This window comes from Sphaerisporangium sp. NPDC005289, assembly GCF_040607455.1.
In the GTDB taxonomy this organism is placed as follows: domain Bacteria; phylum Actinomycetota; class Actinomycetes; order Streptosporangiales; family Streptosporangiaceae; genus Sphaerisporangium; species Sphaerisporangium rhizosphaerae.
In genome coordinates this window covers 107,037-127,343 of sequence record NZ_JBEXGS010000027.1, presented here as the reverse complement: position 1 = coordinate 127,343, position 20,307 = coordinate 107,037, and the positions used below count along the sequence as shown (strand labels likewise).

Genomic DNA, 20,307 nt, shown 5'->3' with positions numbered 1-20,307 from the left:
ATCGAACGCGACCTGCACGACGGCGCGCAGGCACGCCTGGTCGCCATCGGCATGACCCTCGGCGCCGCCGAAGAGCTCATCGACTCCGACCCCGCGGCCGCCAAGGCCCTGATCGCCAAGGTGCGCGAGGCGTCCGCCGCGTCGCTGGTCGAGCTGCGGCAGCTCGTGCGCGGCATCCACCCGCCCGTGCTCGCCGAGCGCGGCCTCGGCGACGCGGTGCGGGCCCTGGCCCTGGACAGTCCGCTGAAGGTCTCGGTCAACGTCGACCTGCCGGCCCGCCCCGAGGCGCCGGTCGAGTCCGCCGTCTACTTCGTGGTCAGCGAACTGCTCACCAACGCCAGCAGGCACGGCGGAGGACGCCATGTCGCGGTGGACATCAGCCGGCGCGGTCCCGCCCTGCGCATCACGGTCATCGACGACGGTCAGGGCGGCGCCGACCCTTCGCGTGGCAGCGGCCTGCGCGGCATCGAACGACGGGTGGCTGCGTTCGACGGCGTGCTGGCGCTGTACAGCCCAGTGGGAGGTCCGACCACGGCCAGCGTCGACATCCCTCGCGCCTTCGCCGGGCACGCCGCGTGCCGCGTCACCCTGCCGCCCTGGAAACACAGGCTGATGGCCGTGTGCTGGGGCTTGATGTGGCTGCCGTTGTTCCCGCAGGGCCTCGTCGCGGCGGGTTTCAAGATCTTCGACGCCGATGAGCGCAGCTGGTTCCTCGCGCTCTACCTGCCCGAAGTGTTCCAGTGGCCCGCCATCATCGGCATGATCGTGCTCGGAGTCGCCATGGCCGTCACCGCCTACGGCCTCACCCAGGAGATCAAGAGGGCCGAGGCCGCCGGAGCGGCCGCGTGAGGGTCGTCCTGGCCGAAGATCTCTACCTCCTCCGCGACGGCCTGGTCCGCCTGCTGCAGGCCCACGGGTTCGAGATCGTCGCGGCGGTCGAGTCGGGGCCCGAGCTGCTCAGGGCCCTGCTCGACGAGCGTCCCGAGGTGGCCGTGGTCGACGTGCGGCTGCCGCCCACCTTCACCGACGAGGGGTTGCAGGCGGCGCTGGCGGCCCGCCGCTCCATCCCCGGCCTCCCGGTGCTCGTCCTGTCCCAGCACGTCGAGCAGCTCTACGCCAGAGAGCTCCTCGCCGACGGCACGGGCGGGGTGGGTTATCTGCTCAAAGACCGCGTCTTCAACTCCGCGCAGTTCATCGACGCGGTACGGCGGGTGGCAGGGGGCGGCACCGCCATGGATCCCGATGTCATCGCCAAGCTGCTGGCCAGCAACGCCCGCCACGAGCCGCTGGGCCGGCTCAGCCCGCGCGAGCGCGAGGTGCTCGAGCTCATGGCCGAGGGCAGGTCGAACGCCGCCATCGCGCAGCGCCTGTTCCTCAGCGAGAGCGCAGTGGCCAAGCACACCGCGAACATCTTCGCCAAGCTCGATCTGGCCGTGTCCGACGACGACAACCGCCGCGTCCTCGCCGTCCTCGCCTACCTCAACGGCACCCGAGCCTGACCCCTCGACATGCGGGGAGAAGGGCCCGGGCTGAGCCGAGGCGGTGCTCGTTCAGGTGGTTCGGGCAGGTCAGGGGGTGCCGATGGTGATCGGTCGGGTGTGGGTCCTTGGAGGGGAGGGCGGTTCGCCCACGTTGGGCGGGGGTGATGGTGAGTGCTCAACGGGTAAATGTCCCACCCAGGCGCTACCTTGCTGGAAAGCAGACGTGAGCGAAGGGGATGGATCAGGGTGAAGTTCCAGGTGAACCGCGATGTCCTCGCCGACGCGGTGGCGTGGAGCGCCCGGACGCTGCCGGGCCGTCCTGCGATGCCCGTGCTGTCCGGCATCCTGCTGGAGGCGCTCGACGAGAGCCTCACGCTCTCGGTGTTCGACTACGACGTCTCGGCCCGCGCCGTGATCGACGCCGAGGTCGCCGAGCCGGGCAAGGTGCTGATCCCCGGCCGGGTGCTGGCCGAGATCACCCGCAGCCTGCCGGGGGAGCCCGTGCAGATCGTCACCTCCGGCGCCGAGGCCGTGCTCACCTGCGGCGGCGCCGAGTTCGGCCTGCTCACCCTCCCGGTGGAGGACTTCCCCACGCTCCCCGCCATGCCGCCCAGGGCCGGCGCGGTCGGGGGCGGCGTCTTCGCCGCGGCCGTCGCCCAGGTGGCGGTGGCCGCCAGCCGCGACCTGACCCTCCCCATGCTCACCGGCATCCGCATGGACATCGACGGCGCCAACGTCTCCCTGGCGGCCACCGACCGTTACCGCATCGCGGCCCGCGACTTCCTGTGGCACTCCGAGGAGCCCGACCAGCGGGCCGCGGTCATGGTGCCCGCCCGGGTCATGGTGGAGGTGGGCCGCTCCCTGCGCGCCGGGGAGGTGTCGATCGGCTTCGACGCGGGAGTCGCCGGGTTCGAGTGCGCGGGGCGCACGACCACCGTCCGTCTGCTGGACGAGCAGTTCATCGACTACCGGGCGCGCCTCGCCGAGACCTGGGCGATCCGCGCCGATGTCACGGTGGCGCCGTTCGTCGAGGCCATCAAGCGCGTCGCCCTGGTCGCCGAGCGGCACACCGCGATCAGGCTGTCGTTCACGCAGGGGCAGGTGCTGGTGCAGGCCGGCGGCGGCGAGATCGGCCGGGGCGCCGAGGCGGTGGCCGCCGACCTGGAAGGCGACGACATCCAGATCGCCTTCCAGCCGCACTACCTGCTCGACGGTCTGGCCGGGGTGGAGACCGAGAAGGCGAGCATCCACATGGCCTCGCCCACCCGGCCGTCCCTGATCACCGACGAGGGCGACGACCCTGCGTTCCGCTATCTGGTGATGTCGCTGCGCCTGGCCTGAGGCCGCCCGCGGGCCGGCCTTCTGGGCCGGGGCCTGCCACCGACCAGGGCGATGACCCGGCGTTCCGGTATTGAGTGAGGTCACGCACCTGCCCGAGGCAGGCTGGGGCCGGCCTGCGGAGCGGCGGTCAGTCGAGAAGTTCGGGGGTCTCGGTGAGGGCGATCGCGATGTGCTCCATGCACGCGTGTCCCGCGCGCTCGGCGGCGGCGGCGTCACCGGAGGCGATGGCACGGGCGATGGCGTCGTGCGGGATATGGCCGTTCTGCAGGGGCGCGCCCGCGGCGGCGATGCTGGCGCGCAGCGCCGCGGAGAAGTCCTTGTACAGCTCGATCAGCACGCGGTTGTGCGTGGCCTCGACCACCGATACGTGGAAGGCCAGGTCGGCCTCCACGAAGGCGTCGACCTCGCCCTCGGCCCACGCCTCCTCGCGGCGGAGCAGGGCGGCCTCGATCAGCTCGATGTCACCCTCGGTGCGGCGGACGGCCGCGAGCCGGGCGGCCTCGACCTCGAGCGCGCGGCGCACCTCGAGGATCTCCAGATGCTCGGCGGTCCGCAGGCGCCGCGCCATGGCCCCTGAGAGCTCGCTGGTGGCGCGCACGTACGTGCCGTCACCCTGGCGGCATTCGAGCAGGCCGGCGTGGGTGAGCGCGCGCACCGCCTCGCGTACGGTGTTGCGGCCGACGCCGAGCTGCTCAGCGAGGACGGTCTCCGTAGGGATCTTGGCGTTGAGACGCCAGGATCCAGAGGTGATCTGCTCTTTGAGCTGCTCGATCACCTGGTCGACGAGGGAAGCCCGCTGCGCCGTACGCAGACTCACAGTCTGCCTCCTCCGGGTAACCAATCATCCTACGAGTCAATGATTGGTCGACCTTATTTATTCCAGGGCCCCGCGGCCAAATCCGGGGGCCCTGGTTGGAGGCCTACCGTGCGAAGACCGTCGCGGTGACGGCGCCGGCCACGGTCGACCTGACCCCGACCGCTTCGAGTGCCTTACGATACGCGCGCGTCTGCCGCCCGCGGTCACCGGCCTTGCCCCACAGGTCGCCCAGCTCACGCCAGACCTCGGCGATCTCGCGGTCGCGGACCGCGCCCGAAGACGGCACCGCGACCAGGGCGTCGCCCGCGCGCTCAAGGTGGCCCCTGACCGCGTCGTCGGACCGTGCCAAAGCACTCTCGGCGAGCACCAGGTGGGCCGAGGCCCTCATGGTGCGGGGCTCGTCGGCGAACAGCTCCAGCGCCTTGGCCGCCAGCTCGTCGGCGCCGCGGCCGTCCCCGGACCGCAGGTGCACCCGGGCGAGAACGACCAGGCTGTGCGCGTACTCCACCGACTCGGCGGGCAGCACGGAGAAGACCTCCGAGGCGCGGGAGACCAGCGCGTCGGAGTGCTCCCTGCTGGACCGTGCGGCGGAGATCTCGGCCCAGCGCATGGCGATCTTCGCCATCTGGACCGCGACGCGGGCGGGCCGCCCGGCCGCCAGCGCGTCGTCGGCGAACTGCACCGCGAGCGCGGAGTCCTCACCCTCGGCGGCCGACACGCTGGCCTGCCAGAGCGAGAGGATCTCGGTCGTGCGGTCGTCCGGCACCGGTACGCCCGTGACCTCGAGCACGTGCTCGACGTACGAGAGCCCGATCTCGGCGTCGGCGAGCGCCGCGGCCAGGTCGACCGACACCTCGCCGTGGAACAGTGACAGTTGTGTCACCTGCTCCAGCGCCTTGGCGCCGAGGTCGCGGGCGCGCATGATGTCGCCGGCCTTGTGGTAGCACCGGCACAGCGCGACCGTGAGCGGAAGGTCGGCCAGCCGCTCGGGGTGCGCGGCGGCCTCGCGGCGAAGCCGCTCGTACGCCTCGACCGCGCGGCCGAGCTTGCCCTGCGCCTCCAGCGCACGCGCACGGCCCAACCGTGCGTGCGCGGCGAGCAGCGCGTTGTCCTCTCCGGCGGCCTTGACGATGTCACCGAAGCGGTCGGCGGCGAGGGCCGCGTCCCCGTGGTGCAGCTCCAGCTCGGCATGGCGCAGGCCGAGCTCGGTGTCGATGCGCTGGCGCGGTTCGATCCCGTGGAGCAGGAACTCGGTGGTGCATCCAAGGCGCTCCGCGAGAAGGCGGGCGACCACCGGCGTCGGCGTGCGCTTGCCGGACTCGATGAGTGAGACATAACTGTCGGAGAGGTCGGGTCCAGCTAGCTGGGCCTGAGACATACGCCTGCTCAGACGCAGCCCGCGGACGCGATCACCGATGGTTCCCTGACTCGGCATGTGATCTCTTAAGGCGATGTTATGGTCAATGGTCTCGCCATGATGGCACGAAGCAGCCGAATCGGGTATACCCACGTCAAGAATCCCGAGGGGCAAGTCTGTCTCACCCCTCGGGATTCAGGACGAACCCGGACTAATCGTCGTCGTCAGAACTGGGAAAGAGCATCTGGCAAACCTCGAGGTACAAGGTCTCCGGATACGGAATGAAGGGGACGGTCGAGAGCGCCTGGTCCTGACCGGCGGACTCCAGGACGAACTCGCCGTAACCGAGCATGCGGCCGAGCAATGAGCGCTGGAAGCTCATGTCGGTCACCTTGCCGAGTGGCATCATCGCCACCCGGCGAGTGATCAAACCGGTGGTAAGGAGCATGCGTTTGGACGTCACCACGAAGTAGTCGACGGACCACTCGGCCACTTTCCACACGAAGCGAATGAGTAAGAGAAGCCACGCCCACCAGACGATCACCAGTGCCTGGGCTCCTTGGTTCTCGCCCAGCCACTTGCTCAGCAGCCCCGCCAGGACCAGGCCGCCGAAGACCTCGGCGACCGGCCGCAGCAGCACGGCCGGGTGGCGCCGCACCATGATGACCTGGTGTTCGTGGGGCAGAAGGTAACGATTGACCGACGACGGAGCAGAGTCCCCGTGGGTCACAAGTCTCATGTCAGCTTCGCGACGAATAGCGCCAGCGAATCCGCGGCGTTCACCACAGTGTCCATTGCTCCTCTGACCGCGCTAGCCGCGTCAGCCGGTCTGGTGAACAGGTAGAAAGCCACAAACGCGATGGCTGCGTACGTTAGAACCTTCTTGACCTGCACTGCCGCCTCCGTTAACCAACTCACCCACTGCACCCACCGTATACATTACCCAGCTGATTCGCTCGGTAAAGGCATCCCGACCCCACAGTCTTTAGGGGTCTGGATGTGACCTGCGTCACCCTTGCTCGCCGGCGACCGCGGCCAGCACCTGGAGGTGCTTGCGCGCGATGCGCTCGACGAGGCTCGGGTACGCGTAACCAGTGACCTCCATCGCGCCGTGGTGCGCCGCCTCTACGCAGCGTGTCACCGTCGCGGCGGGATGGACCCCGGCGAACTCGACCTTCAGCGCGGTCTCGACCTGTGTGTAGGCGTCAATATCCGGCAGTTGGTCCATCGCTCTCCCAGGTGTGCGTCCACGGCCCCGCGGGGGCCGGGAACACAGTGACATTGTCATCACTCTGTGTACCCTCTGAAACACAGTATGTAACGAAGGGTGTGTCAACCTGGGGACGAAGAAGGAAAAAGAATCAGACGACGCCGTACAGGCGGTCTCCCGCGTCGCCCAAGCCGGGGACGATGTAGCCGTGCTCGTTGAGCCGCTCGTCCAGGGCGGCGGTCACCACACGCACGGGGTTGCCCGAGTCGGTGAAGACCTGCTCCAGATATTGCAGCCCCTCGGGCGCGGCGAGCAGGCAGATGGCCGTGACGTCCTCGGCGCCGCGCTGGAACAGAAGCTGGATGGCCGCCGCGAGCGTGCCGCCGGTGGCGAGCATGGGGTCGAGCACGTAGCACTGGCGGCCCGAGAGGTCTTCGGGCAGCCGGGTGGCGTAGGTCTCGGCCTTGAGGGTGCCCTCGTCGCGGATCATGCCGAGGAAGCCGACCTCCGCCGTGGGCAGCAGGCGGGTCATGCCGTCGAGCATGCCGAGGCCCGCGCGCAAGATCGGCACGACCAGGGGCGCGGGACGGGCGAGCCGCACGCCGTGGGCGGGCGCCACCGGGGTGGTGACCGTCGCGTCGGTGACCCGTACGTCGCGCGTGGCCTCGTAGGCCAGCAGCGTGACCAGCTCGTCGGCGAGCCGCCGGAACGTGGGGGAGTCGGTGCGCACGTCCCTGAGAGCGGTCAGCTTGTGAGCGACCAGCGGGTGGTCAACGACGAGGGTCTTCATGGCTGCCAACGCTATCCTCTGCGTCCGGGTGAACGGTACGAGCGGTCCGGTAACCCCCATCACACCCCAAGCGGGTCGGGGGCGGCCGTTTTTGATCACAATTTGCCCGAGGGGCCTACGGGGCCCCAGTGATTCTGGGAGCATGGCCAACCGTGAGAACCGCGTCGGTGGGGTGAAGATGACAGACGTAGATGCTCTTGACTTCGCCATCGTGGTCTACCGCGAGGACGACCGCTGGGAAGCCGAGATGTTGCCGGTGGGTCTCACCGCGGACCTCCACGGGCTGATCCATGCTCTTCGGCAGCAGCCGAGCATGGGCGCCACGATTGGGCTGGTCGCCGTTGGGGATGACTTCTTCGTGGCATTAAGGGTGTTCGGCGAGCGCGTCGACGTCTTCCTGTCCGACATCACCGCGTCGTGGGACTGGCCGCTCGCCCAGCAGGTGCTGGAGTACCTCGACGTCCCCGTGCCGGAGGAGGAGGAGCTCGACATGGTCCTCCCGGCCGGAGACCTGTCGATCTTCGCCGATCTGGGCCTCGACGAGATGGAGCTGGGCGCCCTCTCCGGTGATCTCGAACTGCTTCCTGACGAGGTGCTCTCCAGCATCGCCGCGCGGCTGGGCTTCTCCCAGCCGTTTGAACGTGCCGTCGACTCAGCCATCGGCTGACCTCGGGAGCCCCGATCATGCCCTCGAGACCAACACACAGCGCTCTGTTCGCCGCGGCCTTCGTCCGCACGCCCCAGGGGTGGAGCGGCGCCGAGGTCGATCTCACCAACGCCGAGATCGCCGACGACCTGGGCGACGCCGTCCAGGACGCTCTGGGGCTGAACGGCGAGGAGCTCGCCCTGCTCTGCGTCGAGGTGGAGGACGAATGGTTCGCGCTCGTCCGCTACGACGACGACGCCGAGCCGCGCGCCTTCCTCTCCGACGCCCACGCGGCGGCCGCTGACGGCCTCGGCGAGCTGTTCAACGAGCTGGCCGGGGTCGTCGTCCCCGACAAGGAGGCCGATCTCGGCGTCCGTCCCGCCGGCGACTTCGAGTTGCTCAGCGACCTCGGCGTCAGCGCCGAGGAGCTTTTGGAGCTGAGCATGGAGGAGGGGGTGCTTCCCGCCGACACCCTCTCGGTCATCGCCGAGAAGCTCTCCTTCGCCGATGAGCTCGACCGGCTGCACTAGCGCCTTCCCCCGCGCGGCCTCGCCGGCGGGCCCGCGGCCGTGAGCGATCCGGCGCAGGGCGAGTTCGAGACGCCCATGCGGCTCGCGCTCGAGCAGGCCGCGCTGGCCGGCGAGCGTGGCGAGGTGCCCGTGGGCGCCGTCGTCCTCGGGCCCGGGGGCGAGGTGCTCGCGGTGGCGGGCAACGACCGGGAGGCGAGCGCCGACCCGACCGCCCACGCCGAGGTGCTCGCCCTGCGCGCGGCGGCCCGCGTGCGCGGTGAGTGGCGGCTGAGCGGCTGCACCCTGGTGGTGACCCTGGAGCCCTGCACGATGTGCGCGGGGGCGGCGGTGCTCGCCCGGGTGGACACGATCGTCTACGGGGCGGCCGACGAGAAGGCCGGCGCGGCGGGGTCGCTGTGGGACGTGGTGCGCGACCGGCGGCTGAACCATCGTCCCGAGGTGATCCTCGGGGTTCTCGCCGGGGAGTGCGCGGCCGTTCTCCGGGACTTCTTCGCCGACCGGCGCCACTGAAACCGGCATTTGGTGCATACCAGACGATGAGCGCGCGCGAACAGGGCCCCGGATCCGGTAGGCTGCTCGGCGGTGGAGTCGCCTAGTGGCCGAGGGCGCACGCCTCGAAAGCGTGTGATGGGGCAACCTATCCGTGGGTTCAAATCCCACCTCCACCGCCACCACGAAGGGCCCGCGCCGGGCGACCGGCCGCGGGCCCTTCGGCGTCACCGGTCCTACACCTCGTCGAACGGCTTGGCGTAGGCGAACGCGCCGCGCGTCGCCGGGGTGTAGGCGGCCAGCGGGCGCGCCTGGAAGTGCTCGCCCCAGGCCGCGACCGGCGGGACGACGCCGAGCTCGGCGGCCGGCCGGAAACCGAACCGCGGATAGTAGTCACGATGGCCCAGCAGCACGACGAGCGGTTCGTCGAGCGCGTCCGCCGCCGCCAGCACCGCGTGCATGAGCGCATGACCGACGCCCTGACGCTGATGGGTGGGCAGCACGCCGAGCGGCCCCAGTCCGAGCACGGGAGCGGAGTCCACGGAGGCCCGGCTGCAGACCACATGGCCAAGGACGGCGCCGTCCGCCCCTGTGGCGACCAGTGAGAGACGCGGCAGCCACGCCTCGCAGCCCCGCAGCGCGTCCACCAGGACGGCCTCCACGGTCGGTTCGCCGGGCGCGTCCGGCTTGGCGAACGCGGCGTTGTGCACTTCGCGGATGGCGGGGATGTCCGCCGGTACCTCGCGTCGGATCAGCATCCGCTCAGGCTGGCCGTGCCGGACAGGGGTGTCAACGCGATTGTTCCGCGCCGGCCGGCGGACGGCCGCCAGGGTCGCGGATGGCTTCGTGCGCGCCGGGCCGACGGCTTCGGGGGCTCCGCGCCGCGTCATTCGGGCGCGGAGCCGCCGCGGGACTCGTCCAGTTCGAGAACCCGCGCGTGCAGGACCGAACGCTGGTGCAGGGCGGCCCGCAGCGCGCGGTGCAGGCCGTCCTCGAGGTAGAGCTCGCCGCGCCACTGCACCACATGGGGGAACAGGTCACCGTAGAAGGTCGAATCCTTGGCGAGCAGAGAGTGCAGGTCGAGCACCGCCTTCGTGGTCACCAGAGAGTCGAGCCTGACCTGCCGCGGCGGGATCTGGGCCCACTCTCGATGCGACAGGCCGTGCTCGGGGTACGGGCGGCCATCACCGACTGACTTGAAGATCACCCTATGTAGTTTAGGAGAGATTTCCTGTTTGCCTGCTTCAGCGGGTGCGCGGTGAAGCCCTGATCAGGTCAGATGCCTCCGGAGAAGGTGTCGCACTTGGCGGGGTCGCCCGAGTCGTAGCCGGTGCTGAACCACTTGGTCCGCTGCTCGGCGGTGCCGTGAGTGAAGGACTCCGGGTCGACGCGGCCCTGCGTCTTCTCCTGGATGCGGTCGTCGCCGACGGCGGCCGCGGCGTCGAGCGCCTCCTGGATGTCGGTCTGGGTGAAGGGCTTCTCGTAGAAACCGGTGTCCACGGCGTTCTTCGCCCAGACGCCGCCATAGCAGTCGGCCTGGAGTTCCAGCCGGACCGAGGCGCTGTCGGCGCCCTGGCTGTTCCCCCCGACGCGCTCCATGGTGCCCAGCAGGTCCTGGACGTGATGGCCGTACTCGTGGGCGATGACGTACGCCTGGGCGAACGGGCCGCCCTTCGCGCCGAACTTGCTCTGCAACTCGTCGAAGAAGCTCAGGTCCAGATAGACGTGCTTGTCGCTCGGGCAGTAGAACGGCCCCACCTGCGAGGTGGCCTGACCGCACCCGGTGTCCACCGCCTGGGAGAACAGAATGGTCTTCGCGGGCGTGTAGGTGCCGCTGCCGCCCTGCCCGAACGCGTCCTTCCAGTACGCCTGGATGCTGTTCACCACGCCCACGACGCGGCAGTTCTCCGACTGGTCGGCGTCGGAGCCCTTCTTGCACTCTTGGGACAGGTCGGAGGTCGGCTGGACGCCCGTGGTGTCCCCACCGCCGTCCCTGCCGGTTATGTCACCGGGATTGATCCCGAATATCAGCGCGGCGATGAGGGCGATGATGCCCGCCGCGCCTCCTCCGATGGCGAGCCCGCCACCGGGGATCCCGCCCCCGCCACCACGGTTCTCGACCTGTGAGGCGTCGAGGTCGACATCGTCACGGAAGTCCATCGGCCCGTCTTCCCTTTGTCTCGGTCCTCGGGGTGTCGGCCACTCCGCTGCCCCGCAGAGAAACGATCATGCATGATCGCGGGTACACGCATGTCACGCCGTGCGCCGGTGACGCTCCGTCGCCGATGGCGGCGCCTTCGGCCAAGCCCGTCACCGCTGAATGCCAACGGAAGGCCGTGATCGGCTCCACCCGGGCACCGGTTACGGGATCTTCGTCCTGAAGCGGGCTAGCGTGCTGATCGACGATCACTGCCGGTGATACGGAGGTCACCTTGGGTGCGAGAAACGAGGTGCCGCCCCCTCGTCGCGAAGAAGCGCACTGGACGCACGATGACGCGCGGTGCTCCGGTCCCGACGGCGGACCGTATCAGGGACGTGAGGACGCGCCGGACCCGGCTCGCGATGACGTGCGGGACTTCGTCCGCCATGACGTGCCTCCTCCGGCCTACTTCCTGCGCAGCCTTCCCGCCATGCCGGTGACCGCGTGGCTCAGGGCCTGGGCGACGTCCCTCGGCCCGTTCGCGGCCGGGCTGGTGCTCGCGTTCGCGATGGGCGCGGGTGTTGCGCTGGGCCTGCACCCGGCGTGCGGCGGCGCCGCCGTCCCGCACGCCCGGGTCTCGTCCGCCGGCCACTGAAGCCCCATCGACCGGCCACTGGCGAACACCCCGGCCGGCCACTGGCGAACACCCCGGCCGGCCACTGGCGAACACCCCGGCCGGCCACTAGAGAACGCGCCGGCCGGCCGCTGGAGGGCTCGCGGGTCGTCTCGCTGGTGGGCTCTGAAGGCTGAAAGCACGAAGGCCCCGGTTGGATCGACCGGGGCCTTCGTGTTCTTGCTGCTCAACCAAGCGCGGAGGATAGGAGATTCGAACTCCTGAGGGGTTGCCCCCAACACGCTTTCCAAGCGTGCGCCCTAGGCCAACTAGGCGAATCCTCCGCCGAGAAGCTTACCGGACTTCGGAGCCTGCCGAGACCATGGAGATGACGACGAATCGGTCTCGACGTTCCCCGGCGGCTGCGCCCCGAGCACTGCCGCGCACGGCTAGACTGTCACCGGACCCCTCGCACGGCGTCATCCTGTGAACCTCCCCAGGGCCGGAAGGCAGCAAGGATAAGCGGGCTCTGTCGGGTGTGCGAGGGGTCTCTTCGCTGGAGCCTCGAGGCGGTGTCGTCACATGATCGCGACGATCGGCACACACGACCCTGAAGACGCTTCGGTGATCACCCACTCCGACCCCCTAGGCGAGGAGACGGCATGAGTCTCGCTCTCTACCGCAAGTACCGGCCTGGGACGTTCGCCGAGGTCAAGGGTCAGGAGCACGTCACCGAGCCACTGCGGCAGGCGCTCAGCACCGGCCGCGTCAACCACGCCTACCTGTTCAGCGGGCCGCGCGGGTGCGGCAAGACCTCCAGCGCGCGCATCCTCGCCCGCTCGCTCAACTGCGAGAAGGGCCCGACGCCCGACCCCTGCGGCGAGTGCGAGTCGTGCGTGGCCCTCGCGCCCACCGGGGTGGGCCACCTCGACGTCATAGAGATCGACGCCGCCTCCCACGGAGGCGTGGACGACGCCCGCGACCTGCGCGAACGCGCGTTCTTCGCCCCGGTGTCGGCGCGGTTCAAGATCTACATCATCGACGAGGCGCACATGGTGACCCGCGAGGGTTTCAACGCGCTGCTCAAGCTCGTCGAGGAGCCCCCGCCGCACCTGAAGTTCGTCTTCGCGACCACCGAGCCCGAGAAGGTCATCGGGACCATCAAGTCGCGCACCCACCACTACCCGTTCCGGCTGATGCCCCCCGCGACGCTTCGGCAGCTGCTGGAGGAGATCCTCCTGTCGGAGTCGGTGCCGTACGAGCCGGCCGCGCTGCCGCTGGTCGTGCGGGCGGGGGCCGGCTCGGCCCGCGACTCGCTGTCGATCCTGGACCAGCTCCTGGCCGGCGCCGACGAGGCCGGCATCACCTACGCCCGCGCCGTGTCCCTGCTGGGGTACACCGACGGCGGGCTGCTCGACGAGATCATCGCCGCGTTCGCGCGGCGCGACGGCGCCGCGGTCTTCCAGGCGGTCAACCGGGTGGCCGAGGGAGGTCACGACCCGCGCCGGTTCGCCATGGACCTTCTCGAGCGCTTCCGCGACCTGGTCATCCTCGCCAACGTGCCGGAGGCGGCGCACAACGGCCTGCTCGACCGCCCGGCCGACGAACTCGAGCGGCTTGCCGGGCAGGCCGCCTCCATGGGGCCCGGCGAGCTGACCCGCGCGGCCGAGGTGTTCAACGCCGGGCTGATCGAGATGCGCGGCGCCACCTCTCCCCGTCTGCTGCTCGAACTCATGTGCGCCCGGGTGCTGCTCCCGGCCGTCGACCAGGGCGAGGCCGCGATGCTCGCCCGCCTCGAACGGCTGGAGCGCGGCGGCGTGGTCGCGGCGGCCGCACCGGCGCCGGGCGCCGCGACCTCCGGCACGCGGGCCGGCGCGGCGCACGAGCCGCGGGGCGCCGGCGAGCCGCAGTACCCGCAGCCGGGCCAATCCCAGCGCGCGCCCGTTCCGGATGTCCAGGAGGCCCCTGGGCAGGACATCTCCGGTCAGGGCCGGCCGCCGGTCGAGGCGAGGACGCCCGCCGCCCGTCCACCCGCGGACGACTGGCCCGCCCCCGCGCGGGCCGGCGCCGCCCGCACGCAGGAAGGCTCGGCCGCTCCCCAGGCGCCCGCGCACCGTCCGGACGCCCCCTCCGCCGGGCCCGTGGTCCAGGCGGCGTCCGGCGCGTTCCAGCACACCTGGCCGCAGATCCTGGACGTGCTCAAGCGGCGCTCGCCGGCCGTCTGGGCGAACGTCAACACCAACTCCCAGCTGATCGGCGTCGAAGACAACATCGTCACGCTGGGCTTCAGCCAGGTCGGCGCCATGCGCAACTTCATCAACGGCGCCAAGGACGCCGTCGTGGCCGCGGCCATCGCCGAGGTCATGGGCGGCAACTGGCGGGTCGAGGCCGTGGTCGGCAACGCGCCCGGCGGCGGCGCGCCCTCGACTCCGGCGGTGCGGCAGGCGCCCGCCGCCAGGCCGGCGCCCGCGCGGCAGGAGGCCCCGCCGGCGGCGGCGCAGGCTCCCGCCCAGCCGGGCCCCACAAGCGCCCCGGCACCGGCGCGGCGGCAGGCTCCGGCCTCCGCGCAGCGGCCTGCGGGGGCGGCGTCCACGGCGTCCACGGCAGAGGAGCCATGGCCGGACGCGCCGCCGCCGGACGACGAGGGGCATCCTCCGGGCCCCGGGTTCACCGCCGCCCGTCCAGGGCTCGCCGCGGCGCGCTCGGCCGCGCAGGCGGCGGCCCAGGCCGGGCCGCGCCAAGCGGGCGCCACCGGGTGGCCGGACGCCGTCCCGGGCCGTCCGGGGCCGGCGTCGGTCGAGACCGACGAGGTCGATCCGGACAACGACGCCGACGCGGACGCCGACGCCCTGACCGGCATGGCTCTCGTCCAGCGCGAACTCGGCGGCCAGATAATCGGCGAGATCGACCACACCTAGCTATAGCTAGTCGCCGGTGGCGATGACGCCGGCCTTCTCGATCATCAGCACGGCGCTGCGTACTGGGACGACGGGCCTGTGCATCAACCCGGCCGGGACGGTGAAGGCCTGCCTGGGACCGAGTTCGACCGTGTCGGCGTCCTCCAACTCGATGCGGAACAGCCCGTCCAGCACGAAGAAGAACTCATCCTGCTCATCGTGCTTGTGCCAGTGGTACTCCCCTTGCATGACCCCCAGCCGTACCCAGACGTCCCCGACCTGGATGAGTGTCTGGTTGTACCAAGGGTCATCGACCTGGTCGATCAACGCTTGGACGTCCATGGTCTGCAGGGTGGTGAACAGCGGCTGGTAATGGATGGCGTAGTCGGGCTGGGACACGGTCTCCTCCTTGCGAGGCGGCGGCCATGGGCGAACTCGGCCCTTTCGGGACGGCCCCAGGTCAGGACGTGGTGGTGATGGGGGCGATGCGGGGGGAGGCCAGGCGCACATAGTCGTCGGTGGCCAAGGCGATCGAACGGTCCAGTCGGGCGGCGTTGAAGAACAGCTCCGGCACCCGCATCAGCGCCGGGTCGGCGATGACCTCCAGCCCGGGGTGGTAGCTGAAAGGCAGTACGGTTCCGCTCACACTTCCCGCCAGTTCTTCGGCCTTGTCGCGGCCGGCGAAGGCGACGTAGGTGCCCTTCAGCGACTCCTTGACCGCCTGCAGGTCCAGGCGGGCGTCACCGGGAACCACGGCCAGCACATACCGGGTCCGCTTCTTGCCGAGCTTGACCATGACGATCAGGCACTTGGCCGCGTGCGCGACGTCGTGCCCGCGCAGCGCGCTCACCACCTCGGTACGTCCTTCGGGCGGATGGTCTATGAGTCGGTAGCGGGCCCCGGCCGCGTCCAGATCCGTGATCAACCGTGCGTGAAGCCCCGTGTCGAACGCGTCGGTAGCTTCGAGGCCGAGGCCGGCGGTATCGCCCTGCAGCTCACCACTCACCGCTCAACATCTCCTTCGCCTCGGCGATACGGTCCTCATCGCGCTGATAGAACACCCACTGTTTGATCTTCTTGCCGCGCACCAGACCCGCCTGCGAGAGCACCCGTAGATGCTCACCACAGGTCGGCTGGCTCACCCCGAGCTTCTGGGCGATCAGCAGCGAGCAGACGCCGTCACGCACCAGGTCACCGTCACGCTGTGGCGGAAAGTGGCGCTCCGGGTCACGTAGCCACTCCAAGATGAGCAGGCGCCTGTCGTTCGCCATCGCCTTGATCAGGTCCACATCGAGCACTTAGGGAATATGGCAATTTGCTAAGTGCCTGTCAAGCACGGACGGACGTGCACATCATGCGGTCTTGACGTTATGAGTGCTGTTCCTTGACACCGTCGCCGTGCCGGTTCTGGGACGCTGGAGTCGCGCACCGGGCGGGGGCGGCGCGCCCGGTCGGGCGGTACGGTCACGACCGTGCCGGCATGATCGTCGAAGGCCGGGGCCACCCGGTGCGATGTGGTCCGCACCTGGGGCGGGCATCTTCGGCGCCGTGTCCCGCGGCCGGTCCCCGCTTGCCTACAACGGACGTCGCCAGTGCAACATCCGTGGCAAACCCCGTAGGCTCGTGCCACACGCGAAGCCATGAGGAGCGCACGATCGTGAATCCAGGTGATGTCAACCTGCAGCAGTTGCTCGAGCAGGCGCAGCTCATGCAGCAGCAGCTCGCGACCGCACAGCAGGAGCTCAACGACGCGGAGGTCGAGGGCACGGCCGGCGGCGGCCTGGTCGTCGCCACCGTCAACGGGAGCGGCGAGCTGCTCGAACTGAAGATCAGTCCCAAGGCCATCGACCCCGGTGACCCGCAGGACACGGCCGACACGATCGCCGACCTGGTGATCGCGGCGGTGCGCGACGCCGTCCGCGCGGCGGCCGACCTCCAGCAGGAGAAGCTCGGCCCGCTGGCCCAGGGCCTCGGCGGGGGCGGATTCCAGCTTCCGGGGTTCTGACCGCCATGTACGAGGGGGTCGTCCAGAACCTGATCGACGAGCTGGGCCTGCTTCCCGGCGTCGGTCCCAAGAGCGCGCAGCGCATAGCTTTCCACCTGCTGGCCGCCGACCCGGCCGACGTCAAGCGGCTGGCGCACGCCTTGCTGGAGGTCAAGGAGCGCGTCCGCTTCTGCCGCGTCTGCGGGAACGTCGCGGCCGAGGAGGAGTGCCGCATCTGCCGGGACGCCCGGCGCGATCCCCATGTCATCTGCGTCGTCGAGGAGTCCAAGGACGTCGTCGCCATCGAGAAGACCCGCGAGTTCCGCGGCCGCTACCACGTGCTGGGCGGGGCGATCAGCCCCATCGAGGGCGTCGGCCCGGACGACCTGCGCATCCGCGAGCTGATGACGCGGCTGGCCGACGGGCGGGTCACCGAGTTGATCCTCGCGACCGATCCCAACCTGGAAGGGGAGGCCACGGCCACCTATCTGGCCAGGTTGGTCAAACCGATGGGTTTGAAAGTCACACGATTGGCCAGCGGTCTGCCAGTGGGCGGAGACCTCGAGTACGCCGACGAGGTCACCTTGGGCCGCGCTTTCGAAGGACGGAGGCTGCTGGATGTTTGACGAGTGGAACGCCATGGCGGACCGCATCGCCGCGCACGCGCAGAACTATCTCGACGGCTTGACGAGACTGGCGGGCGGCGAGGGCGGCGACGCCATGCTGCCCATGCTGCTCGTCGAGGTCTCGCAGGTCAGTCTGGCGGGTGCGCAGCTCGGAGCGGCGCAGGATGTGATCCTGCAGGGCAATTTCGAGCCCGCGACCGGTCCCGACCCCGACCTCGACGGGGTGCGCACGGCGCTCGCCACGCGTCTTGGCCCGGTAGACGACTACGCCGAGGTGTTCGACCCCTACAAGGACACCGGGGTCACGGCCTACCGCCTGTCGGACGACCTGGCGGCCGTCGCGGCCGATCTGATCCACGGGCTCGGCCACTACCGCGCGGGGCGCCCGCTGGAGGCGCTGTGGTGGTGGCAGTACTCGTACTTCAACACCTGGGGCAACCACGCGGGGGCGGCCATGCGGGCGTTGCAGGCGCTGGTCGCCCACACCCGCCTGGACGTGGTGGAGGAGACGACCACCGCGTGAGTCCGGCGGCCGGCGCGGGGGCCCCGCGCCGGCACGGTCGTCCGTGGGATCAGTTGTACACAGGCAGGTCCGGTTCGGGCTGGTCAGCGGGGTCGGTTGTCCACATGCTGGGCTTAATCGGCGGCGGTCATGGGTGCCCCCAGTAGACTGTGAGCTCCGCATACTGAACCTTTGGGAGACATCCCGTGGCGCTCGTTGTCCAGAAATACGGTGGTTCCTCCGTCGCCGACGCCTCCCGCATCAAGCGGGTGGCCCAGCGGATCGTCGCGACGAAAAAAGCCGGCAACGACGTCGTGGTGATCGTCTCGGCGATGGGCGACACGACCGACGAGCTGCTCGACCTGGCCCAGCAGGTGACGCCGCTGCCCCCGGGGCGCGAGCTCGACATGCTGCTGACCGCCGGCGAGCGCATCTCGATGGCGTTGCTGGCGATGGCCATCGCCAACCTCGGCGACGAGGCGCGGTCGTTCACCGGTTCCCAGGCCGGCGTGATCACCGACTCCACCCACGGCAAGGCGCGCATCATCGACGTGACGCCCGGCCGCATCCAGGAGGCCGTGCGCAGCGGGCAGATCGCCATCGTCGCCGGCTTCCAGGGCGTCTCCCAGGACACCAAGGACATCACGACGCTCGGGCGGGGCGGTTCCGACACCACGGCCGTCGCGCTGGCGGCGGCCCTGGGCGCCGACGTCTGCGAGATCTACACCGATGTCGACGGCATCTTCACCGCCGATCCGCGCATCGTCCCGGCCGCCCGCCAGATCCCCCGCATCTCCTACGAGGAGTCGATGGAGATGGCGGCCTGCGGCGCCAAGATCCTGCACCTGCGCTGCGTGGAGTACGCCCGGCGGTTCAACCTGCCGATCCACGTCAGGAGCTCGTTCAGCAGCAAGGAAGGCACCTGGGTCGTCTCCGATCCCCACACTGAAGGAACCGAGATGGAGCAGCCGATCATCTCCGGCGTCGCGCACGACCGGAGCGAGGCAAAGATCACTGTCGTCGGGGTTCCCGACAAGGTCGGAGAGGCCGCGGCCATCTTCAGAACGCTCGCGACCGCCGAGATCAACATCGACATGATCGTGCAGAACATCTCGGCCGCAGCCACCGGGCGCACCGACATCTCCTTCACGCTGCCCTCGGCCGACGGCACCTCCGCCGTCACGGCCCTCAAGCGCATCCAGGAGCAGATCGGCTTCGAGAAGATCCTCTTCGACGATCAGATCGGCAAGGTCTCGCTGATCGGGGCGGGCATGCGCTCCCACCCCGGCGTCACCGCCACCTTCTTCGGCGCCCTGGCCGACGCCGGCATCAACATCGAGATGATCTCGACCTCCGAGATCCGCATCTCGGTCATCGTCAGCCAGGACGAGGTGGACGCGGCGGTCGCCGCCGCACACCGGGCCTTCGACCTCGACAGCGACCAGGTCGAGGCCGTGGTCTACGGAGGCACCGGAAGATGAACGCCCACGAGCACACCGGCGAGGAGAGTGACCGAGCAGTGAGTTCCGACAAGCCCACCCTGGCCGTCGTCGGCGCCACCGGAGCCGTCGGCACGGTGATGCTGGAGATCCTGTCCAGCCGCCTCGACGTCTGGGGCGAGATCCGCCTCATCGCCTCACCCCGCTCGGCCGGCAAGAAGCTGGTGGTCCGCGAGCGGGAGGTCGAGGTCGTCGCGCTGTCGCCCGAGGCGTTCGACGGGGTCGACGTCGCCATGTTCGACGTGCCCGACGAGGTGTCGGCGCAGTGGGCGCCGGTGGCCGCCTCCCGCGGCGCGGTCGCCGTGGACAACTCCGGCGCCTTCCGCATGGATCCCGACGTGCCCCTCGTGGTGCCCGAGTGCAACCCCGAGGCGATCGCCCGGCGGCCCAAGGGCATCATCGCCAACCCCAACTGCACGACGCTGTCGATGATGGCCGCCCTCGGCGCTCTGCACCGCGAGTACGGCCTGCGCGAGCTGGTCGTGGCGTCGTACCAGGCCGTCTCCGGCATGGGCGTCGCGGGGCCCGAGCGGCTCTACGACGAGATCGCCGCTGTGGCGGGAAACCGGGCCATCGGCACGGTGGCCGGCGACGTCCGCAAGGCCGTCCCCGACCTGGTCGACTCGCCGTTCCCGGCTCCGCTCGCGTTCAACGTGGTGCCCGCCGCGGGCTCGCTCAAGGAGGACGGCTGGTTCTCCGAGGAGCTCAAGGTCCGCAACGAGTCGCGCAAGATCCTCGGCATTCCCGACCTTAAGGTCTCGGCCACCTGCGTCCGCGTGCCGGTCATCACCACCCACTCGCTGGCCGTGCACGCCACCTTCGACGAGCCGGTGACGGTGGCCGCGGCCCGGGCGGTGCTGGAGGCCGCGCCGACGGTGGTCGTTCTGGACGACCCGGCGAAGGGCGTGTTCCCCACCCCTGCCGACGTCGTGGGCACCGACCCCACCTACGTGGGGCGCATCCGCCAGGCGCTCGACTTCCCCAACACGCTCGACATGTTCGTCTGCGGCGACAACCTGCGCAAGGGCGCCGCACTGAACACCGCCGAGATCGCCGAACTGGTCGCCGCCGAACTCTCCTCCCGCTGACCCACCCGCACACCACTCGATCGCGTCCGCCCTCGGCCGTTACATCGCGTTCCGCCTCGGCCGCGGGCGGGTGCGGCGTGGGTGCCGGTAGTGGGTCGATAGTGGGTGTGCGCCGGACGCGCCGGCCGCCGTCCACCCGCGCGATCAAACGCGCGGGCGTGTCCCGTGCTGCCAGGCGCCCCCTCGGGCCGTCGAAACAGACCCGGAGCGGGCGATCGCTCCATCGCAAACGATCGCCCGCTCCGGGAGTCACTGGTCACACACACGGCTAGCGGCAAGCCAGGCCGTCAGTGGTGT

General features: G+C 70.2%; 25 protein-coding genes, 2 tRNA genes and 1 other RNA gene. 15 read left to right on the top strand and 13 right to left on the bottom strand.

Features of this window, described 5'->3' with window-relative positions:
• From ABZT47_RS34275 to dnaN, 3 genes are all read left to right on the top strand, one after another.
• The coding region (locus ABZT47_RS34275) for a histidine kinase (protein WP_354851699.1) at window positions 1-849 on the top strand (849 nt) is incomplete at its 5' end.
• Window positions 846-1,499 (top strand): response regulator transcription factor, encoded by a 654-nt coding sequence (locus ABZT47_RS34270; RefSeq protein ID WP_354851697.1) that lies wholly within the window; start codon window positions 846-848, stop codon window positions 1,497-1,499. The genes ABZT47_RS34275 and ABZT47_RS34270, both read left to right, overlap by 4 nt.
• Window positions 1,500-1,727: 228 nt before the next feature.
• On the top strand, window positions 1,728-2,822 hold the full coding sequence (gene dnaN / locus ABZT47_RS34265; RefSeq protein ID WP_354851695.1) for a DNA polymerase III subunit beta: 1,095 nt from the start codon (window positions 1,728-1,730) through the stop codon (window positions 2,820-2,822).
• 127 nt (window positions 2,823-2,949) lie between these two features.
• Here the strand turns inward: dnaN and ABZT47_RS34260 are convergent, their stop codons facing one another.
• The 6 genes from ABZT47_RS34260 to upp form a co-directional block, all read right to left on the bottom strand.
• Window positions 2,950-3,639 carry a FadR/GntR family transcriptional regulator gene (locus ABZT47_RS34260; RefSeq protein ID WP_354851694.1) on the bottom strand — a complete coding sequence of 230 codons (690 nt, stop codon included), beginning with the start codon at window positions 3,637-3,639 and terminating at the stop codon, window positions 2,950-2,952.
• A gap of 103 nt (window positions 3,640-3,742) precedes the next feature.
• Complete coding sequence (locus ABZT47_RS34255) at window positions 3,743-5,074, bottom strand: helix-turn-helix transcriptional regulator (RefSeq protein WP_354851692.1); 1,332 nt, start codon at window positions 5,072-5,074, stop codon at window positions 3,743-3,745.
• Window positions 5,075-5,207: 133 nt separating this feature from the next.
• Window positions 5,208-5,735 (bottom strand): PH domain-containing protein, encoded by a 528-nt coding sequence (locus tag ABZT47_RS34250; protein WP_354851690.1) that lies wholly within the window; start codon window positions 5,733-5,735, stop codon window positions 5,208-5,210.
• Window positions 5,732-5,890 carry a hypothetical protein gene (locus tag ABZT47_RS34245; protein ID WP_354851688.1) on the bottom strand — a complete coding sequence of 53 codons (159 nt, stop codon included), beginning with the start codon at window positions 5,888-5,890 and terminating at the stop codon, window positions 5,732-5,734. The genes ABZT47_RS34250 and ABZT47_RS34245 overlap by 4 nt, the downstream gene beginning before the upstream one ends.
• 115 nt (window positions 5,891-6,005) lie before the next feature.
• Window positions 6,006-6,224 carry a three-helix bundle dimerization domain-containing protein gene (locus ABZT47_RS34240; RefSeq protein WP_354851687.1) on the bottom strand — a complete coding sequence of 73 codons (219 nt, stop codon included), beginning with the start codon at window positions 6,222-6,224 and terminating at the stop codon, window positions 6,006-6,008.
• 133 nt (window positions 6,225-6,357) lie between these two features.
• Entirely contained in the window at window positions 6,358-6,996 is a 639-nt protein-coding gene (gene upp, locus ABZT47_RS34235) for a uracil phosphoribosyltransferase (RefSeq protein WP_354851686.1), read from the bottom strand.
• Window positions 6,997-7,174: 178 nt separating this feature from the next.
• Here upp and ABZT47_RS34230 point away from each other — a divergent pair, with 178 nt between their 5' ends.
• The 4 genes from ABZT47_RS34230 to ABZT47_RS34215 all read left to right on the top strand — a co-directional run bounded on the left by ABZT47_RS34230 (window position 7,175) and on the right by ABZT47_RS34215 (window position 8,843).
• Entirely contained in the window at window positions 7,175-7,663 is a 489-nt protein-coding gene (locus tag ABZT47_RS34230; RefSeq protein WP_354851704.1) for a tRNA adenosine deaminase-associated protein, read from the top strand.
• A gap of 17 nt (window positions 7,664-7,680) precedes the next feature.
• Window positions 7,681-8,172: a tRNA adenosine deaminase-associated protein gene (locus ABZT47_RS34225; protein ID WP_354851684.1), complete on the top strand. Its 492-nt coding sequence runs from the start codon at window positions 7,681-7,683 to the stop codon at window positions 8,170-8,172.
• 75 nt (window positions 8,173-8,247) lie between these two features.
• Window positions 8,248-8,682 carry a tRNA adenosine(34) deaminase TadA gene (tadA, locus tag ABZT47_RS34220; protein WP_354851702.1) on the top strand — a complete coding sequence of 145 codons (435 nt, stop codon included), beginning with the start codon at window positions 8,248-8,250 and terminating at the stop codon, window positions 8,680-8,682.
• Between the two features lie 71 nt (window positions 8,683-8,753).
• A tRNA-Ser gene (locus tag ABZT47_RS34215) sits at window positions 8,754-8,843 on the top strand.
• 54 nt (window positions 8,844-8,897) lie between these two features.
• Here ABZT47_RS34215 and ABZT47_RS34210 read toward each other — a convergent pair.
• The 3 genes from ABZT47_RS34210 to ABZT47_RS34200 form a co-directional block, all read right to left on the bottom strand.
• The gene (locus ABZT47_RS34210; protein WP_354851682.1) at window positions 8,898-9,419 is read right to left on the bottom strand and encodes an N-acetyltransferase; all 522 of its coding nucleotides are present in this window, start codon (window positions 9,417-9,419) and stop codon (window positions 8,898-8,900) included.
• 128 nt (window positions 9,420-9,547) lie between these two features.
• Window positions 9,548-9,868: a type II toxin-antitoxin system VapB family antitoxin gene (locus ABZT47_RS34205; protein WP_354851680.1), complete on the bottom strand. Its 321-nt coding sequence runs from the start codon at window positions 9,866-9,868 to the stop codon at window positions 9,548-9,550.
• 68 nt (window positions 9,869-9,936) lie between these two features.
• Entirely contained in the window at window positions 9,937-10,821 is an 885-nt protein-coding gene (locus ABZT47_RS34200) for a neutral zinc metallopeptidase (RefSeq protein ID WP_354851679.1), read from the bottom strand.
• 407 nt (window positions 10,822-11,228) lie between these two features.
• On the opposite strand from ABZT47_RS34200, the gene ABZT47_RS34195 reads away from it, so the two are divergent.
• Window positions 11,229-11,456, top strand: coding sequence for a hypothetical protein (locus ABZT47_RS34195; RefSeq protein ID WP_354851678.1), 228 nt, complete (start codon window positions 11,229-11,231; stop codon window positions 11,454-11,456).
• Between the two features lie 216 nt (window positions 11,457-11,672).
• Here ABZT47_RS34195 and ABZT47_RS34190 read toward each other — a convergent pair.
• A tRNA-Ser gene (locus ABZT47_RS34190) sits at window positions 11,673-11,758 on the bottom strand.
• Between the two features lie 116 nt (window positions 11,759-11,874).
• On the opposite strand from ABZT47_RS34190, the gene ffs reads away from it, so the two are divergent.
• Window positions 11,875-11,970: signal recognition particle sRNA small type (gene ffs, locus ABZT47_RS34185), an RNA gene on the top strand.
• A 106-nt stretch (window positions 11,971-12,076) separates the two neighbouring features.
• Window positions 12,077-14,332 (top strand): DNA polymerase III subunit gamma and tau, encoded by a 2,256-nt coding sequence (locus tag ABZT47_RS34180; protein WP_354851676.1) that lies wholly within the window; start codon window positions 12,077-12,079, stop codon window positions 14,330-14,332.
• A 6-nt stretch (window positions 14,333-14,338) separates the two neighbouring features.
• On the opposite strand, the gene ABZT47_RS34175 is transcribed toward ABZT47_RS34180, so the two are convergent.
• From ABZT47_RS34175 to ABZT47_RS34165, 3 genes are all read right to left on the bottom strand, one after another.
• A complete protein-coding gene (locus ABZT47_RS34175) occupies window positions 14,339-14,710 on the bottom strand; it encodes a cupin domain-containing protein (RefSeq protein ID WP_354851674.1) in 372 nt (123 codons plus the stop codon).
• Between the two features lie 61 nt (window positions 14,711-14,771).
• Window positions 14,772-15,317, bottom strand: a complete 546-nt coding sequence (locus ABZT47_RS34170) for a YbaK/EbsC family protein (protein ID WP_354851672.1) — start codon at window positions 15,315-15,317, stop codon at window positions 14,772-14,774.
• Window positions 15,307-15,609, bottom strand: coding sequence for a helix-turn-helix domain-containing protein (locus tag ABZT47_RS34165; protein ID WP_354851670.1), 303 nt, complete (start codon window positions 15,607-15,609; stop codon window positions 15,307-15,309). Before ABZT47_RS34165 ends, ABZT47_RS34170 begins: the two co-directional genes overlap by 11 nt.
• Before the next feature lie 359 nt (window positions 15,610-15,968).
• Here ABZT47_RS34165 and ABZT47_RS34160 point away from each other — a divergent pair, with 359 nt between their 5' ends.
• From ABZT47_RS34160 to ABZT47_RS34140, 5 genes are all read left to right on the top strand, one after another.
• Window positions 15,969-16,316, top strand: a complete 348-nt coding sequence (locus ABZT47_RS34160) for a YbaB/EbfC family nucleoid-associated protein (RefSeq protein WP_354851668.1) — start codon at window positions 15,969-15,971, stop codon at window positions 16,314-16,316.
• A gap of 5 nt (window positions 16,317-16,321) precedes the next feature.
• Window positions 16,322-16,921, top strand: coding sequence for a recombination mediator RecR (gene recR / locus ABZT47_RS34155; RefSeq protein ID WP_354851666.1), 600 nt, complete (start codon window positions 16,322-16,324; stop codon window positions 16,919-16,921).
• A complete protein-coding gene (locus ABZT47_RS34150; RefSeq protein ID WP_354851664.1) occupies window positions 16,914-17,444 on the top strand; it encodes a DUF5063 domain-containing protein in 531 nt (176 codons plus the stop codon). The genes recR and ABZT47_RS34150 overlap by 8 nt, the downstream gene beginning before the upstream one ends.
• A 185-nt stretch (window positions 17,445-17,629) precedes the next feature.
• Entirely contained in the window at window positions 17,630-18,904 is a 1,275-nt protein-coding gene (locus ABZT47_RS34145; protein WP_354851662.1) for an aspartate kinase, read from the top strand.
• Between the two features lie 38 nt (window positions 18,905-18,942).
• Window positions 18,943-20,010, top strand: coding sequence for an aspartate-semialdehyde dehydrogenase (locus ABZT47_RS34140; RefSeq protein WP_354851660.1), 1,068 nt, complete (start codon window positions 18,943-18,945; stop codon window positions 20,008-20,010).
• The last annotated feature ends 297 nt before the right edge of the window (window positions 20,011-20,307 follow it).

Bases quoted from the DNA above. Each gene is read 5' to 3' on its own strand.
- ABZT47_RS34150 (WP_354851664.1), top strand. From the start codon at position 16,914: ATGTTTGACGAGTGGAACGCCATGGCGGACCGCATCGCCGCGCACGCG.
- ABZT47_RS34255 (WP_354851692.1), bottom strand. From the start codon at position 5,074: ATGCCGAGTCAGGGAACCATCGGTGATCGCGTCCGCGGGCTGCGTCTG.
- ABZT47_RS34200 (WP_354851679.1), bottom strand. From the start codon at position 10,821: ATGGACTTCCGTGACGATGTCGACCTCGACGCCTCACAGGTCGAGAAC.
- ABZT47_RS34180 (WP_354851676.1), top strand. From the start codon at position 12,077: ATGAGTCTCGCTCTCTACCGCAAGTACCGGCCTGGGACGTTCGCCGAG.
- tadA (WP_354851702.1), top strand. From the start codon at position 8,248: ATGCGGCTCGCGCTCGAGCAGGCCGCGCTGGCCGGCGAGCGTGGCGAG.
- ABZT47_RS34225 (WP_354851684.1), top strand. From the start codon at position 7,681: ATGCCCTCGAGACCAACACACAGCGCTCTGTTCGCCGCGGCCTTCGTC.
- upp (WP_354851686.1), bottom strand. From the start codon at position 6,996: ATGAAGACCCTCGTCGTTGACCACCCGCTGGTCGCTCACAAGCTGACC.
- ABZT47_RS34250 (WP_354851690.1), bottom strand. From the start codon at position 5,735: ATGAGACTTGTGACCCACGGGGACTCTGCTCCGTCGTCGGTCAATCGT.
- ABZT47_RS34210 (WP_354851682.1), bottom strand. From the start codon at position 9,419: ATGCTGATCCGACGCGAGGTACCGGCGGACATCCCCGCCATCCGCGAA.
- ABZT47_RS34230 (WP_354851704.1), top strand. From the start codon at position 7,175: ATGACAGACGTAGATGCTCTTGACTTCGCCATCGTGGTCTACCGCGAG.
- recR (WP_354851666.1), top strand. From the start codon at position 16,322: ATGTACGAGGGGGTCGTCCAGAACCTGATCGACGAGCTGGGCCTGCTT.
- ABZT47_RS34240 (WP_354851687.1), bottom strand. From the start codon at position 6,224: ATGGACCAACTGCCGGATATTGACGCCTACACACAGGTCGAGACCGCG.